This is a genomic window from Bacillus sp. EU52 (assembly GCF_037964975.1).
Classification (GTDB): Bacteria; Bacillota; Bacilli; order Bacillales; family Bacillaceae; genus Bacillus; species Bacillus subtilis.
Genome location: NZ_CP150177.1, coordinates 3,597,280 through 3,610,029, shown reverse-complemented (window position 1 = coordinate 3,610,029; position 12,750 = coordinate 3,597,280). Strand labels below are relative to the sequence as shown.

Annotated in this window: 15 protein-coding genes; 8 read left to right on the top strand and 7 right to left on the bottom strand. The window is 44.5% G+C overall.

Annotated features, from left to right (window positions below; all coding sequences use genetic code 11):
* Nucleotides 1-4 precede the first annotated feature (4 nt).
* Nucleotides 5-778, top strand: a complete 774-nt coding sequence (mta, locus tag NSU05_RS18515; protein WP_032722680.1) for a transcriptional activator Mta — start codon at nt 5-7, stop codon at nt 776-778.
* Between the two features lie 20 nt (nt 779-798).
* Here mta and cls read toward each other — a convergent pair whose 3' ends face one another.
* Nucleotides 799-2,247, bottom strand: a complete 1,449-nt coding sequence (gene cls, locus NSU05_RS18510) for a cardiolipin synthase (RefSeq protein ID WP_003243311.1) — start codon at nt 2,245-2,247, stop codon at nt 799-801.
* A 242-nt stretch (nt 2,248-2,489) separates the two neighbouring features.
* On the opposite strand from cls, the gene NSU05_RS18505 reads away from it, so the two are divergent.
* The gene (locus NSU05_RS18505) at nt 2,490-2,924 is read left to right on the top strand and encodes a YwnF family protein (RefSeq protein WP_038429768.1); all 435 of its coding nucleotides are present in this window, start codon (nt 2,490-2,492) and stop codon (nt 2,922-2,924) included.
* On the opposite strand, the gene NSU05_RS18500 is transcribed toward NSU05_RS18505, so the two are convergent.
* From NSU05_RS18500 to NSU05_RS18490, 3 genes are all read right to left on the bottom strand, one after another.
* A complete protein-coding gene (locus tag NSU05_RS18500; protein ID WP_038429767.1) occupies nt 2,921-3,052 on the bottom strand; it encodes a hypothetical protein in 132 nt (43 codons plus the stop codon). The genes NSU05_RS18505 and NSU05_RS18500 overlap by 4 nt on opposite strands.
* Before the next feature lie 158 nt (nt 3,053-3,210).
* On the bottom strand, nt 3,211-3,729 hold the full coding sequence (locus NSU05_RS18495) for a DUF5362 family protein (RefSeq protein WP_033884923.1): 519 nt from the start codon (nt 3,727-3,729) through the stop codon (nt 3,211-3,213).
* Nucleotides 3,726-4,217, bottom strand: coding sequence for a GNAT family N-acetyltransferase (locus NSU05_RS18490; RefSeq protein ID WP_072692832.1), 492 nt, complete (start codon nt 4,215-4,217; stop codon nt 3,726-3,728). Before NSU05_RS18490 ends, NSU05_RS18495 begins: the two co-directional genes overlap by 4 nt.
* 141 nt (nt 4,218-4,358) lie before the next feature.
* Between NSU05_RS18490 and spoIIQ the strand changes: the two genes are divergently transcribed.
* Together spoIIQ and NSU05_RS18480 are read left to right on the top strand one after the other, a co-directional pair.
* Nucleotides 4,359-5,231 carry a stage II sporulation protein spoIIQ gene (spoIIQ, locus tag NSU05_RS18485; RefSeq protein WP_038429766.1) on the top strand — a complete coding sequence of 291 codons (873 nt, stop codon included), beginning with the start codon at nt 4,359-4,361 and terminating at the stop codon, nt 5,229-5,231.
* A 110-nt stretch (nt 5,232-5,341) separates the two neighbouring features.
* Complete coding sequence (locus NSU05_RS18480) at nt 5,342-5,764, top strand: VanZ family protein (RefSeq protein ID WP_038429765.1); 423 nt, start codon at nt 5,342-5,344, stop codon at nt 5,762-5,764.
* A gap of 40 nt (nt 5,765-5,804) precedes the next feature.
* Here NSU05_RS18480 and bcrC read toward each other — a convergent pair whose 3' ends face one another.
* The 3 genes from bcrC to amtB all read right to left on the bottom strand — a co-directional run bounded on the left by bcrC (nt 5,805) and on the right by amtB (nt 8,144).
* Nucleotides 5,805-6,386 carry an undecaprenyl-diphosphate phosphatase BcrC gene (gene bcrC / locus NSU05_RS18475; protein ID WP_015714854.1) on the bottom strand — a complete coding sequence of 194 codons (582 nt, stop codon included), beginning with the start codon at nt 6,384-6,386 and terminating at the stop codon, nt 5,805-5,807.
* A gap of 181 nt (nt 6,387-6,567) precedes the next feature.
* Nucleotides 6,568-6,918, bottom strand: a complete 351-nt coding sequence (locus NSU05_RS18470) for a P-II family nitrogen regulator (protein ID WP_003221829.1) — start codon at nt 6,916-6,918, stop codon at nt 6,568-6,570.
* Nucleotides 6,919-6,929: 11 nt separating this feature from the next.
* On the bottom strand, nt 6,930-8,144 hold the full coding sequence (gene amtB, locus NSU05_RS18465; protein WP_015251031.1) for an ammonium transporter AmtB: 1,215 nt from the start codon (nt 8,142-8,144) through the stop codon (nt 6,930-6,932).
* A 281-nt stretch (nt 8,145-8,425) separates the two neighbouring features.
* Between amtB and NSU05_RS18460 the strand changes: the two genes are divergently transcribed.
* The 4 genes from NSU05_RS18460 to pucI all read left to right on the top strand — a co-directional run bounded on the left by NSU05_RS18460 (nt 8,426) and on the right by pucI (nt 12,654).
* Nucleotides 8,426-8,890, top strand: coding sequence for a hypothetical protein (locus tag NSU05_RS18460; RefSeq protein WP_082200981.1), 465 nt, complete (start codon nt 8,426-8,428; stop codon nt 8,888-8,890).
* A gap of 183 nt (nt 8,891-9,073) precedes the next feature.
* Nucleotides 9,074-9,643: an isochorismatase family protein gene (locus NSU05_RS18455; RefSeq protein ID WP_339204224.1), complete on the top strand. Its 570-nt coding sequence runs from the start codon at nt 9,074-9,076 to the stop codon at nt 9,641-9,643.
* Nucleotides 9,643-11,001 (top strand): MFS transporter, encoded by a 1,359-nt coding sequence (locus NSU05_RS18450; RefSeq protein ID WP_038430055.1) that lies wholly within the window; start codon nt 9,643-9,645, stop codon nt 10,999-11,001. Before NSU05_RS18455 ends, NSU05_RS18450 begins: the two co-directional genes overlap by 1 nt.
* Before the next feature lie 180 nt (nt 11,002-11,181).
* The gene (pucI, locus tag NSU05_RS18445; RefSeq protein ID WP_038429762.1) at nt 11,182-12,654 is read left to right on the top strand and encodes an allantoin permease; all 1,473 of its coding nucleotides are present in this window, start codon (nt 11,182-11,184) and stop codon (nt 12,652-12,654) included.
* The last annotated feature ends 96 nt before the right edge of the window (nt 12,655-12,750 follow it).

The following is a 12,750-nucleotide window of genomic DNA, read 5'->3' as shown; positions in this document are numbered from 1 at the left end:
ATGTATGAAATATCAAGTTAAACAAGTGGCGGAGATATCAGGCGTTAGCATTCGGACGCTTCATCACTATGACAATATTGAGCTTCTGAATCCTTCAGCGCTTACTGATGCTGGGTATCGTTTGTACAGTGACGCAGACCTGGAAAGACTGCAGCAGATTTTATTTTTCAAGGAAATCGGGTTTCGTTTGGATGAAATTAAAGAGATGCTGGATCATCCGAATTTTGACCGGAAAGCGGCACTTCAGTCGCAAAAGGAGATATTGATGAAGAAAAAACAAAGAATGGATGAGATGATTCAAACAATTGACAGGACGCTTTTGTCCGTTGATGGAGGGGAAACGATGAATAAGAGAGATTTATTTGCCGGATTAAGCATGAAAGACATTGAAGAGCACCAGCAGACATACGCTGATGAAGTCAGAAAGCTGTATGGAAAGGAAATCGCAGAAGAAACAGAGAAAAGGACATCTGCATACTCGGCAGATGATTGGCGCTCGATCATGGCTGAATTTGATTCGATTTACAGACGAATTGCGGCGCGAATGAAGCATGGGCCCGATGATGCAGAGGTTCAGGCCGCAGTGGGGGCATTTCGCGATCATATTTGCCAATATCATTACGATTGCACACTCGACATTTTCAGAGGACTCGGGGAAGTGTATATCACTGACGAGCGATTTACCGATTCAATCAATCAATATGGAGAAGGTCTTGCCGCTTTTTTGCGGGAGGCGATCATCATTTACTGTGACCATCAGGAAAACCCCCGGCCGTAAAGGCCGGGGGTTTGCACATCTTATAAGATCGGCGACAACAGCCGCGAGACGGATTCTTTTATTCGAATCCACAACGGGCGCTGCAGATACTCCTCATAGGTGAATTTTCTGGATACTAGCAAATCTTCTTTAAAAGTTGAAACCAGTTTTTTAGCAATGGTGATATCGTAAATAAATGCATTAACCTCAAAATTCAGCCTGAAGCTTCGGACATCAATGTTCGCTGTGCCGACTGAAGCGATTTCGTCATCCACCACGATGGTTTTCGCGTGAATAAAGCCGTTATCGTAAATATAGACAGTGGCTCCGGCTTTCAGCAGATCGCCGATATACGAAAGTGTCGCCCAGTATACAAAGGCGTGATCGGGCTTGTTCGGAATCATAATGTTAACGTCAATGCCCGAAAGGCAAGCGATCCTTAAAGCATCCAGCAGGCTTGCATCTGGGATAAAATAAGGTGTTTGTATCAAAATGGAACGCTTGGCGTTCGAAATCATTTTGATGTAGCCATTTTTAATTTGTTCCCATTCCGAATCAGGGCCGCTTGTGACAATCTGCATCCCGACGTTGCCTTTTGGGCCGTAATCAGGAAAGTGATTTGGAATATATGTCAGCGTATGGTGATGAGAAGCTTGGTTCCAGTCAAGGATGAATCGTGTTTGGATGGCGTGCACGGCCGTTCCTTGCAGCCGGATATGCGTATCCCGCCAATAACCGAATTTCGGATTAAGCCCTAGATACTCATCTCCGACGTTAAAGCCTCCGACATAACCGGTCATACCGTCTATGATCACAAGCTTTCGATGGTTCCGGTAATTCAGCCGCAGGTTAATCGGCCTGAGCTTTGACGGGAAAAAGACCTCCACATGCCCGCCAGCCTCGCGAAGCTCTTTAAAAAACTTTTTTCTCAGCGTTCTGGACCCGAGTTCATCATAAAGCACTCTGACCTGAACACCTTCTTTTGCCTTTTGGATGAGAGCGTCCCGCAATTTTTTGCCTAATTCATCGCCTTTATAAATATAATACTGTAAATGGATATGATCCTTAGCCTTTGAAATGTCACTCAGCAGCCGCTGAAATTTATCCCGTCCATCTGTAATGACGTCAACTGAATTATCCTCTGTAAACACAGCATGGTTATTCATAATCAGCATATAAATTAAATCTTTGTTATCAAAGGTTGCCCGGTTGTTAAACTGAAATTGCTTGGTTTCTAAATCTTCAAGCTGATGCTTCAGCAGCCTTTCAATTCCAATCTTTTTCCGGTCTTCCCATTGAAACAAATGCTTGCGTCTGAGATTATGGCCGAATAATAAGTATAAAATAAAGCCTAAAACGGGAATAAAGAAAAGAACAAGCAGCCACGCCCAAGATGCACTGGCATCGCGCCGTTCTTTGAAGATGACAATGATGGCCAAAAGAATATTTAAAATGAAAAAAAGTGATAAAAGGATGGAAGAAATACTCACTTTGTAACCCCGCTCATTCATATTTATCAAGAAGATTGCCATTAGTATTCCATGAATAACAGTGATCTGATTCCCATTACAAATTATAACACTCACATTTTAAAAGAATAAAGAGCGGCGATCCAGATTCTTCGTGAAAAATACGGGCAGATTTCTTTAAAACCAGCTTGCACCTGCGTTAAAATAAACACATATGATAACGTTCGTGAAGCTTGAAACATCAAATAAAGGGGGAGGATTATATGAACTTTTACAGAGTCGACCAAATGCCGGGGTTCATCAAAACAGAAATGCAAAAAATTCAAAAGGCCGTACAGCCTTTCATGAAAAAAACCGTCATTTACCGTTTTCTTGCTATTCCGCTTGCTGCATTCTCTCTCTTTAATTTAGCTGCTTTTCTATTTCATGCTTCAGCTGACAGGGAGTCCCTGATCAGCGCAGGCATATTCGCCCTTTTGGCGGCGCTCGGGCTCGCATTTTTTAAAGAGGCAGGCTATCAGCATAAACAAATCCAAAAAACGGTTCACATCTATATGCTGAACAGGATCAAAAAGAGCGAAATCCTTTCAGAAGAGCGGAAAAGCTCCTACGCACGACAAATAAAGGAAGAGCCTTTTGCGATGCGGAGTTTTGTTGAATTTTTGACTGAGGAAGACAGACGCAAAAAAATGTATTAAAGAAGAGCTGCACCCGGATTGTTGAGTTTTTCCAGACGATCCGGGTGTGTTTTTTTGCATGCAGACACCCGAAATAAAAAGTGCGGTTTCGGATTGATTCCGACTTCATCCGTTTTTTTGATATTCATTTCTGGGTAACAGCGTTGCTTTGTTGATTTCCTCTACTAGAGATGTCTATTGTATGCTTGCTTCAGGATTTGGTGTTTACGCCGGCCTGCTTTGAATAGTCAAATAAAATAGGCATGGTTCCGTTTATATGGAACTCATGCCCTGTCCTGTCTCATCATTATTCAAACACCGGATCATCCTCATAATAATAAGAATCCGGATCATCATACGAAGGCGTGTTCTCAAAAGCAGCAATGCCGATTACCACCAGCACGAAAATGGCTACAATGATCCCGATCAGGACAGTAACGATACTGGATGCTGCATAAAACAGCTGCATTTTTATAAATGTCCCGTAATTTTCAAGCATGCTTTCGCCAGCGCTGCCGGCTAGATTTCCTTCGGTTTCCGCGGCTGCTTTTGCTGAGCGCATCAAAAATACGCCTGATATAATGAGCAGTACGCCCGGGATGGCGCCAATCACTGTCATCAAAGCAGACAGAGTGACAAGCGATCCCATAATGATTAACAAGATGCCAGAAATTTTGCCCCACTTGGCAATGTCGGATAGCGACTTGACAGCGGAGGCGCTCAGCTGGCGGGTCTCCTGTTCAACAGGTGCAGTCTCCTGTTCAACAAGGCTATTTTCTTCATTATGATTTTCAATTTCGTTTTCATCTTTATCCAGACTAATCATGAAAGCTCTCTCCCTAAAATTTTTAAATCGTATCTTTTCCCGTCCATTTCGGCGATGCCGGGGAATAGTCCCCATTCTGCAAACCCGTGCTTTTCAAACAGCTTCAGGCTTGGTTTATTATGCCCGAAAATGAAGGCCATAAGTGAGCGGATGCCAAGATTCGGGGCAATGCGGAGCGCTTCTTGAAGCAAATATGATCCAACACCTTTGCCGCGGCATGCTTCGTCAATGTATATGCTGACCTCCGCTGTTTTATTATAGGCTGGCCTTCCATAAAATGTTTCAAAGCTGATCCAGGCAGCGACGTTTCCGTTTTCGTCCTCGGCCACATAGAGCGGGCGTGACTCTGTATGTCCCAAAAACCATTCCATCCGGTCTTCAGGAGTTACCGGTTCGGTATCGGCTGTTACCATTCGAGAAGCAATCGTTGAATTATAAATCGCCACAACAGCCTCCAAGTCTTTATGTTCAGCAAGACGCAATGTCATGTTCATACGTTTTTGGCACTCCTCTCAAAAAAAATACATATTTTCGTTCAGTCTGTGCAAACTACATCTAAAAAAGTTTTTTTGGATAGGTTGTATATATTTTCAGAAAAGTGTTCAGAATGTTGCTGAGGTGATGAAACAATGAGAGAGGAAGAAAAGAAAACTTCTCAAGTCAAAAAACTTCAGCAGTTTTTTCGTAAACGCTGGGTGTTCCCTGCAATTTACTTAGTCAGTGCGGCCGTCATTTTAACAGCTGTCCTTTGGTATCAATCAGTATCAAATGATGAGGTAAAGGATCAGTTGGCTGATAACGGCGGAAACTCCGCATATGACAACAACGACGATGCAGTTGAAGTAGGAAAGTCAATGGAAAATGTCGCAATGCCAGTTGTTGATTCTGAAAACGTTTCTGTTGTGAAAAAGTTCTATGAAACCGATGCCGCAAAAGAAGAGAAAGAAGCAGCACTCGTTAACTATAATAACACGTACAGCCTAAGCAAAGGAATTGACTTAGCTGAGAAAGACGGAAAAGATTTCGATGTCTCTGCTTCTCTGAGCGGTACGGTTGTTAAAGCTGAAAAAGATCCAGTGCTGGGATATGTTGTGGAAGTAGAACATGCCGACGGTTTATCGACTGTGTATCAATCTCTTTCCGAAGTAAGCGTTGAGCAAGGTGACAAAGTAAAACAAAATCAAGTGATCGGAAAATCTGGCAAGAACCTTTACAGTGAAGATAGCGGAAACCACGTGCACTTTGAAATCCGTAAAGATGGGGTCGCAATGAATCCGTTAAACTTTATGGACAAACCAGTTTCTTCTATTGAAAAAGCAGCAGCTGCTGAAGAAAAAGCTGCCACCCAAGAAACAGAAGAATCCATTCAGCAATCTTCCGAGAAAAAGGACGGATCAACTGAAAAAGGAACAGAAGAAAAATCCGGTGAGAAAAAGGATGATTCCACTGACAAATCTGGTTCCAAAGAAAGCAGCACAACAGAAGACACTGAACAGTCTTAATGAAGAAAACGTCTATCCTTGTGATGGGCGTTTTTTTCTGTTACTTTTTGCATAATGTCATCGTCTATGTAGTTACACATAGGCACGTTTGCTATAAAGGAGGTTATGCTGTGAATCGTCTATTGCTTGCGGGATGGACCCTGTTTATTCTGCTCTCTGTCTGTACGGAAAGCTTCAGCGGCATGGTCGTGTCACAAACGGTGGCTTTTCATTTTCAGCCGCACCCTGATCTGTCTCAATTTTTAGTTATGGATTTTACTGAGCTTACTGTCCCTGAAGCGTTTATTCAAAAAATCGGGCACGCGTTTTCCTTCTTTGTGCTGACATATTTGCTATGGAGACAGCGGGGCAGCATAAGATCAGCTGCAGCCGGCTCATTCGCGTTTGCTTTTTTCACAGAAGTTCTTCAGCTCTTCTTCAGCAGGAATGGTTGTATCCGGGATGTGCTCATCGATGCTGTTGGTATTGGATTGTTTTATGGTTTATATGTGTTGGCGAAGCGAAGAAAACAAGAGATGTATGAGAAATATTAAAGCCGGCTGTCTTGATTTCAGACGCCGGCTTTTGTCTTTCTTAGAAATTTTGATCGGTTGGTTTTTTCGTCAGTTTATTGATAATGGCTTCATAGATCCTCACGATCAAATCGACGAACGGGCGAAGCAGATCTGAAAATCTAAAGAAAAGGAACCCGATAATGATGGCGACAACGAGGCTGCCCAATACATCTACCGGATAGTGATGTCCCACCCAAATTCTCGAAAATCCTGTCAAAAGCCCAAAAATGACAAGCGGCCAGCCGATTTTGCGGTTTCTGAAAAGCATCGCAATAGAAATCGCTAATGCACCTGTCGTGTGGTCACTTGGAAATGAAGCATCCGCAGCATGCGGAATCAGTGTATGCACTGTATGCGCAACGAACGGGCGCGGTTCGAAATAAACAAGCGTAATCAAATAGTTGATCACAAGGCCTGCAATTCCTGTGATGCCTGCGTATAGCACATGTTTTCTGCTTTGTGTGTTCCCAAACAGCCAGATTGCCAATAGGATAAGGGCATAGGCGACAATGGCATATTCCGTGATGAAGACCATAATGGAATCGAGAACTGAATTGTGATGAGATAGTCCATGGATTGCTTTAAAAATTTCGTAGTTCAAATAATCACCTTTTACATTTTTATATTTAGTAGACTAATCTTACTCATGAAAAGTTTCAAATAAAAATAGAGATTGTCTGAAATAACGGCGCTTGAAGAGAATTCGAAGAGGAATCGCGGTTTCTGGGGGGGATTCTGTGCACAAAAAAAGAGATCCGGAGTGTCCGAATCTCGTACCAATATTAAAGTGCTTCAGGTCCTTCTTCGCCTGTGCGGATGTTGATCGTATTGCTGATTTCATAGACAAATATTTTACCGTCACCCGGTGATCCCGTTTTCAGCACCCTTTTAGCGGTCTCAGTCACTTGATCAACAGGAACCTTGCTGACCACAATTTCTATTTTTAAACGTTCGTATACATTGCTTTCTATTTTTACCCCTCGATAGAGCTCCGTATGTGCTTTTTGAAGGCCGCAGCCGTGTACATTGGAGAAAGTCAGAGAGGTCACTCCGATTTTTCCGAGTTCCTGCTTCAGCTTTTCAAAATTTGCCGGACGCGTTACAATTTCTACCTTGAACATTTGACCGCTCATAGCGTCACTCCTCACATAGAATCTTGATATGCTTTTTCCCCGTGCATCGTTAAGTCAAGCCCAAGTGACTCTTCTTCTTCAGTTGCGCGAAGGGGAAGGAAGAGGCTTACAAATTTAATAATAACGAAAGTGACAATAAATACAAAAACATAAGTGGCGGCGATGGCGACGATTTGTTTCCAGATTAAGCTTGCATCACCGTAAAATAACCCATCTGCGCCCGCTGAGTTAACAGAGGTTGTTGCGAATAATCCTGTTGCGATTCCGCCCCATGTGCCGCCGATCCCGTGCAGGCCAAAGGCGTCAAGCGCGTCGTCGTATCCGAATTTCTTTTTAAGCGAGAATACTCCCCAGAAACAAACAGCTCCGCCGATGATGCCGATAATAATGGAAGCGAACGGTGTGACAAATCCGGCAGCCGGCGTAATGGCGACAAGCCCGGCGATTGCGCCAGATACCGCTCCGAGCATTGTCGGTTTTTTGTTAATGATCCATTCTACTAAGATCCAGCCGGCGATCCCGGCTGCAGCTGCGGTGTTTGTGTTGATGAACGCGTACATGGCTACACCATCTAAAGTCAAAGCGCTGCCGACGTTAAAGCCGAACCAGCCGAACCAAATCAAAGCTCCTCCTAAGAAGGTGTAAATGAGGTTATGCGGAGAAGACGCTGTACCGTCTTTCCGTTTGCCGAGCACAATGGCAAGAACAAGTCCTGCCACACCGGAGGAAATATGAACAACATTGCCGCCAGCAAAATCGAGCGCTCCAAGCTGGCCGATCCAGCCGCCGCCCCATACCCAGTGCGCTACGGGTGTGTAAACCAAAGAGGCCCATAAAACCGAGAATAAAAGAAAAGCGCCGAATCGCATCCGCTCTGCGAAGGCCCCGGAAATAATCGCTGTAGTCAGAACGGCAAACGTCATTTGGAACATCATAAATAACGAGTGGGGGATGGTATCGCTGTAATCTCCCGGATCAAATCCGACCCCTTTGAGGCCTGCCCACTCCAGCCCGCCGATGATTGAATTGCCTGGTGCGAAGGCAAGTGTATATCCGAACAGCACCCAAACGATGGAAACGATGGCAATGGAAGAGAAACTGTGCATGGCAGTGCTCAGCACATTTTTGCTCTTTACCATTCCTCCATAAAATAACGCTAATCCCGGGGTCATCAGCCACACGAGTAAAGCGCAAAAGAACATAAAAACTGTATCGCCCATTTGCATGTCTCATTCCTCCGTATCTTTCAGAATAAAAAGCAATTATTATATTTCTTCATTATAGAGAAAAAAGAATGATAAAACATTTTCATGTAAGATTTCCTGACATGGTTTTTAAGAAATGTTATCGAGGGACGGAAAGAAAGGAGAACGGCATTTTTTATGATATAAGACTTTGTATCTATAAAAGAAGCTATTCATATGAGCAGAAAAGGGAATTGACATTAATTAGAATACTCTATACTGTATTAAGTGTACTACATCAAATAATACACTGAGGGGGATGTATGATGAATAAAGGCGGCAGGCTGAGGAGAGCATTATGCAAGTCGATTCCCGCGACGTTCCGATTGTTTTTAGCCTTTAATTTTTTCGTGTACGGTCTGGCGAAAGTGGTAATTGGCCAGTTTGGCGAGGTGACGCCTGAAATCGAGGCGGCTGCCGGGAAGGGGTTTACGATCGCGTGGACATTTTTCGGTTATTCTCATGTCTATGAACTATTTATAGGTTTTGGTGAAATCCTGGCAGCTGTTTTATTGCTGATTCCGCGAACGGCTGCATTAGGGGCGGTTATTTTTATGCCCATTATTGTGAACATCGTCTTGATTAACTATTGTTTTGATATTGGCGTGCAGGATCTTAGCACGATATTAATGGTTATGTGTCTCATCCTGCTTTGGATGGACCGCCGCAAATTCATAGGCATTTTCAGGCAGGAACCGATAGACAGCAGGCAGGTGATGAAGCGATGACGCCCCTTATGATTACAGTGCTTGCCGGTTTGTTCGTATGCACAACCTGTTACTACTACATAAAAGAAAAATCATGAGACAACGCTCCTTCTGAGAATTTCACAAGCATCATAAAAGAACTTAGGCAGTGTGAAGAGTAAAATATGCAATGTGAGAAACACTAACAGTATCAGGAGGAGACGTATGATGAATACACTCAACATTGATTTTCAAAAAACAGCATTGGTTATCATTGATTTACAAAAGGGGATTGTGCCGATTGATCAAAGCGGCCAGGTTGTCCCGAACGCGAGAAAGCTCGTAGATGAATTTCGGAAACATAACGGGTTCATCAGCTTTGTAAATGTAGCCTTTCATGATGGAGCGGACGCCCTGAAGCCGCAAACGGATGAGCCTTCGCAGGGAGGTTCAGGGGGAATGCCGGCGGACTGGGCCGAATTTGTTCCGGAAATCGGTGTGCAGGATGGCGATTATACTGTGACAAAACGGCAATGGGGTGCTTTTTTTGGCACAGATTTAGACTTGCAGCTGAGACGTCGCGGCAGTGATACGATTGTATTGTGCGGCATCGCAACGAATATCGGGGTGGAAAGCACAGCACGGGAGGCATTTCAGCTTGGCTATCAGCAGATTTTTATTACAGATGCCATGTCCACATTTAGCGATGAAGAGCATGAAGCCACACTGCGCTTTATTTTCCCGAGAATCGGTAAATCGCGGACAACGGAAGAGTTTCTGGAACAAGTGAAATGATGTTATCGAAAAAAAGCCGGGCTGTTTTTTTAACAGCGGTGGCTTCGGGAACAATGCTGAATCCGCTGAACTCGTCTATGATCTCTCTTGCGCTCCATAGCATCCAGCATGAGTTTCACCTCTCGTTTACAACGGTTTCCTGGCTGATTTCCTCGTTTTACTTGGCGAGTGCCGTAGCGCAGCCCGTAACGGGAAAGCTCGGTGATTTGATTGGGCGGAAACGCTTGTTTTTATTCGGGCTTATTCTTGTTGCGGTTTCTGCCATCGGGGCGCCGTTTGCGCCGACGTTTATGACATTATTGGTCATGCGGCTGTTTCAATCGGTGGGGAGCAGTGCGATTTATCCGTCAGGTGTCGGCTTGATTCGGAATCATATTCATGAGCGCCAAGCTTCAGCCTTGGCTGTACTCTCTATTTTTGCGTCCGCCATGACGGCGCTGGGGCCGACAGTCGGCGGGTTTTTGATTGTATGGGGAGGCTGGCCGGCGATCTTTATCGTTAATTTGCCGTTTATTATCCTCAGCTTCTTATTGGGCCTGTATATGTTCCCGAAAGATCAGAAAAAAGGGGCAGGAATCAAAATCATTATTCGGCAGCTCGACATTCTTGGAATTGTTTTATTTGCCGGGGGAATCATTTTCCTTCTATCCTTTTTGCTGTCGTTCAGCACGTCGCCGCATGCGGTTGAAGGTGTGCTTGGCTTGCTTCTGCTCTGTGCGTTTGTCTGGCGCGAGCTGAAAACGGATAACCCGTTTATTGATGTCCGTCTGTTTAAAACACAGCGAAACCTGTCAGCCGTGTATGTTCAGTTTATTTTATTGAATGTTTTCTTCTATTGTTTATTTTTTGGTCTGCCAAGTTACTTTCAGGATGAAATGCATCTTTCTGTTCAAACGAGCGGCCTGTTTATGCTGTTTATGTCTGGAATGAGCATCGTTGTGTCACCTCTAACTGGCAAATGGATCGACCGATCTGGTGTCGTCAAGCCAATCTTTGCGGGAGCGCTTTTGATGACGGCTGGAGCCGTGCTCTTAACCATCTTTTTTATCAATGTCCAGACCATTGGTAAAGGGCTCATTCTGTCGCTCCTGGGTATAGGCTACGGACTGGGCAATGTCGCGCTTCAGGCAGCGATGCTGAAAACGAGTCCTTCCAACATGGTAGGAACGACTTCAGGCCTGTTTCAAACCTGCCGTTACCTAGGATCGATTTTGTCTTCGGTGATCCTTGGCATTCTTTTTGGTAAAGAAATCACGGCAGCCCATTTTGATATGATGGGAATCATTATGATCATAGCGGGCGGAGCAAGCCTGTTAATGGCTGTGAGATTTGCTGCATTAATGAAAACTGCATCTTAAGAAAGAGACGGGCTCTGAGGTCTGTCTCTTTTTCTTGTTTAAGCTGTTCAAATACAAACGGGAAAATTGTATATCATAGCCAGTGTTATTGTCTGACTTTTCAATTATATTAAGTGACATCTAATGTCAAAAAACATAACATATGACGACATATAGACAATATGGAAAGGGGAGCCGGCTATGAAATTAAAAGAGAGTCAGCAGCAATCCAACAGGCTGAGAAATGAAGATCTGGTGCCTTTGGGACAGGAAAAACGGACGTGGAAAGCAATGAACTTTGCCTCCATTTGGATGGGATGTATACATAACATACCGACCTACGCGACGGTGGGAGGATTAATTGCGATCGGCCTTTCGCCTTGGCAGGTGCTGGCGATCATTATTACGGCATCACTTATCCTATTTGGCGCTCTTGCCTTAAACGGCCATGCGGGGACAAAATACGGGCTGCCGTTTCCCGTGATCATTCGGGCTTCTTACGGGATATACGGCGCGAATATCCCCGCGCTTCTAAGGGCGTTTACAGCTATCATGTGGCTTGGCATCCAGACCTTTGCGGGTAGCACGGCACTGAACATTTTGCTTTTGAATATGTGGCCAGGCTGGGGAGAAATTGGCGGCGAGTGGAACTTTCTCGGCATTCACTTGTCTGGTTTGCTTTCCTTTGTATTCTTTTGGGCCATTCATTTACTTGTATTGCATCACGGCATGGAGTCGATTAAACGTTTTGAGGTGTGGGCAGGGCCTTTAGTGTATCTGGTATTTGGCGGCATGGTATGGTGGGCCGTTGATATTGCCGGAGGATTGGGCCCGATATACTCTCAACCAGGAAAGTTTCATACGTTTTCAGAAACATTCTGGCCGTTTGCTGCCGGAGTTACTGGCATCATCGGCATCTGGGCGACATTGATCTTAAATATACCTGATTTTACACGGTTTGCTGAAACACAAAAAGAGCAAATCAAAGGACAATTTTACGGTTTGCCGGGAACGTTTGCGCTGTTCGCATTCGCAAGTATTACGGTGACCTCCGGCTCGCAGGTCGCGTTCGGAGAGCCGATTTGGGATGTTGTCGATATTTTGGCGCGGTTTGATAACCCTTATGTCATCGTCTTGTCCGTGATCACACTCTGCATCGCCACGATCTCTGTAAATGTCGCGGCGAATATCGTATCACCCGCTTATGATATAGCGAATGCCCTGCCGAAATATATCAATTTCAAACGTGGCAGCTTTATCACAGCGTTGCTCGCTTTATTTACGGTTCCGTGGAAGCTGATGGAGAGCGCGACAAGCGTGTATGCGTTTCTTGGCTTAATAGGCGGCATGCTTGGACCGGTGGCAGGCGTGATGATGGCCGACTATTTTATCATTCGCAAACGTGAGCTCTCGGTAGATGACCTGTATTCCGAAACAGGACGGTATGTGTATTGGAAGGGCTACAATTACCGTGCGTTTGCAGCCACAATGTTAGGAGCGCTGATTTCGCTGATTGGCATGTATGTTCCTGTATTGAAGAGCTTATACGATATTTCTTGGTTTGTAGGTGTGCTGATTTCCTTTCTTTTCTACATTGTTCTGATGCGTGTTCACCCGCCTGCATCATTGGCAATTGAAACAGTTGAACATGCGCAGGTCCGCCAGGCTGAATAAGATCTATTTAGACGGTATATTTTCATATTTTTGAAATGGTTTTCCATAAATAGAACATTTATAATGGTTTTAGAAATCTATTCTAAAACGAAATGG

What these genes read in the sequence shown, in the direction of transcription:
- NSU05_RS18490 (WP_072692832.1), bottom strand. Translation starts at nt 4,217, where the DNA reads ATGACATTGCGTCTTGCTGAACATAAAGACTTGGAGGCTGTTGTGGCG.
- NSU05_RS18495 (WP_033884923.1), bottom strand. Translation starts at nt 3,729, where the DNA reads ATGATTAGTCTGGATAAAGATGAAAACGAAATTGAAAATCATAATGAA.
- NSU05_RS18500 (WP_038429767.1), bottom strand. Translation starts at nt 3,052, where the DNA reads ATGAATATCAAAAAAACGGATGAAGTCGGAATCAATCCGAAACCGCAC.
- mta (WP_032722680.1), top strand. Translation starts at nt 5, where the DNA reads ATGAAATATCAAGTTAAACAAGTGGCGGAGATATCAGGCGTTAGCATT.
- NSU05_RS18505 (WP_038429768.1), top strand. Translation starts at nt 2,490, where the DNA reads ATGAACTTTTACAGAGTCGACCAAATGCCGGGGTTCATCAAAACAGAA.
- spoIIQ (WP_038429766.1), top strand. Translation starts at nt 4,359, where the DNA reads ATGAGAGAGGAAGAAAAGAAAACTTCTCAAGTCAAAAAACTTCAGCAG.
- NSU05_RS18450 (WP_038430055.1), top strand. Translation starts at nt 9,643, where the DNA reads ATGTTATCGAAAAAAAGCCGGGCTGTTTTTTTAACAGCGGTGGCTTCG.
- amtB (WP_015251031.1), bottom strand. Translation starts at nt 8,144, where the DNA reads ATGCAAATGGGCGATACAGTTTTTATGTTCTTTTGCGCTTTACTCGTG.
- NSU05_RS18470 (WP_003221829.1), bottom strand. Translation starts at nt 6,918, where the DNA reads ATGAGCGGTCAAATGTTCAAGGTAGAAATTGTAACGCGTCCGGCAAAT.
- NSU05_RS18460 (WP_082200981.1), top strand. Translation starts at nt 8,426, where the DNA reads ATGATGAATAAAGGCGGCAGGCTGAGGAGAGCATTATGCAAGTCGATT.
- pucI (WP_038429762.1), top strand. Translation starts at nt 11,182, where the DNA reads ATGAAATTAAAAGAGAGTCAGCAGCAATCCAACAGGCTGAGAAATGAA.
- NSU05_RS18455 (WP_339204224.1), top strand. Translation starts at nt 9,074, where the DNA reads ATGATGAATACACTCAACATTGATTTTCAAAAAACAGCATTGGTTATC.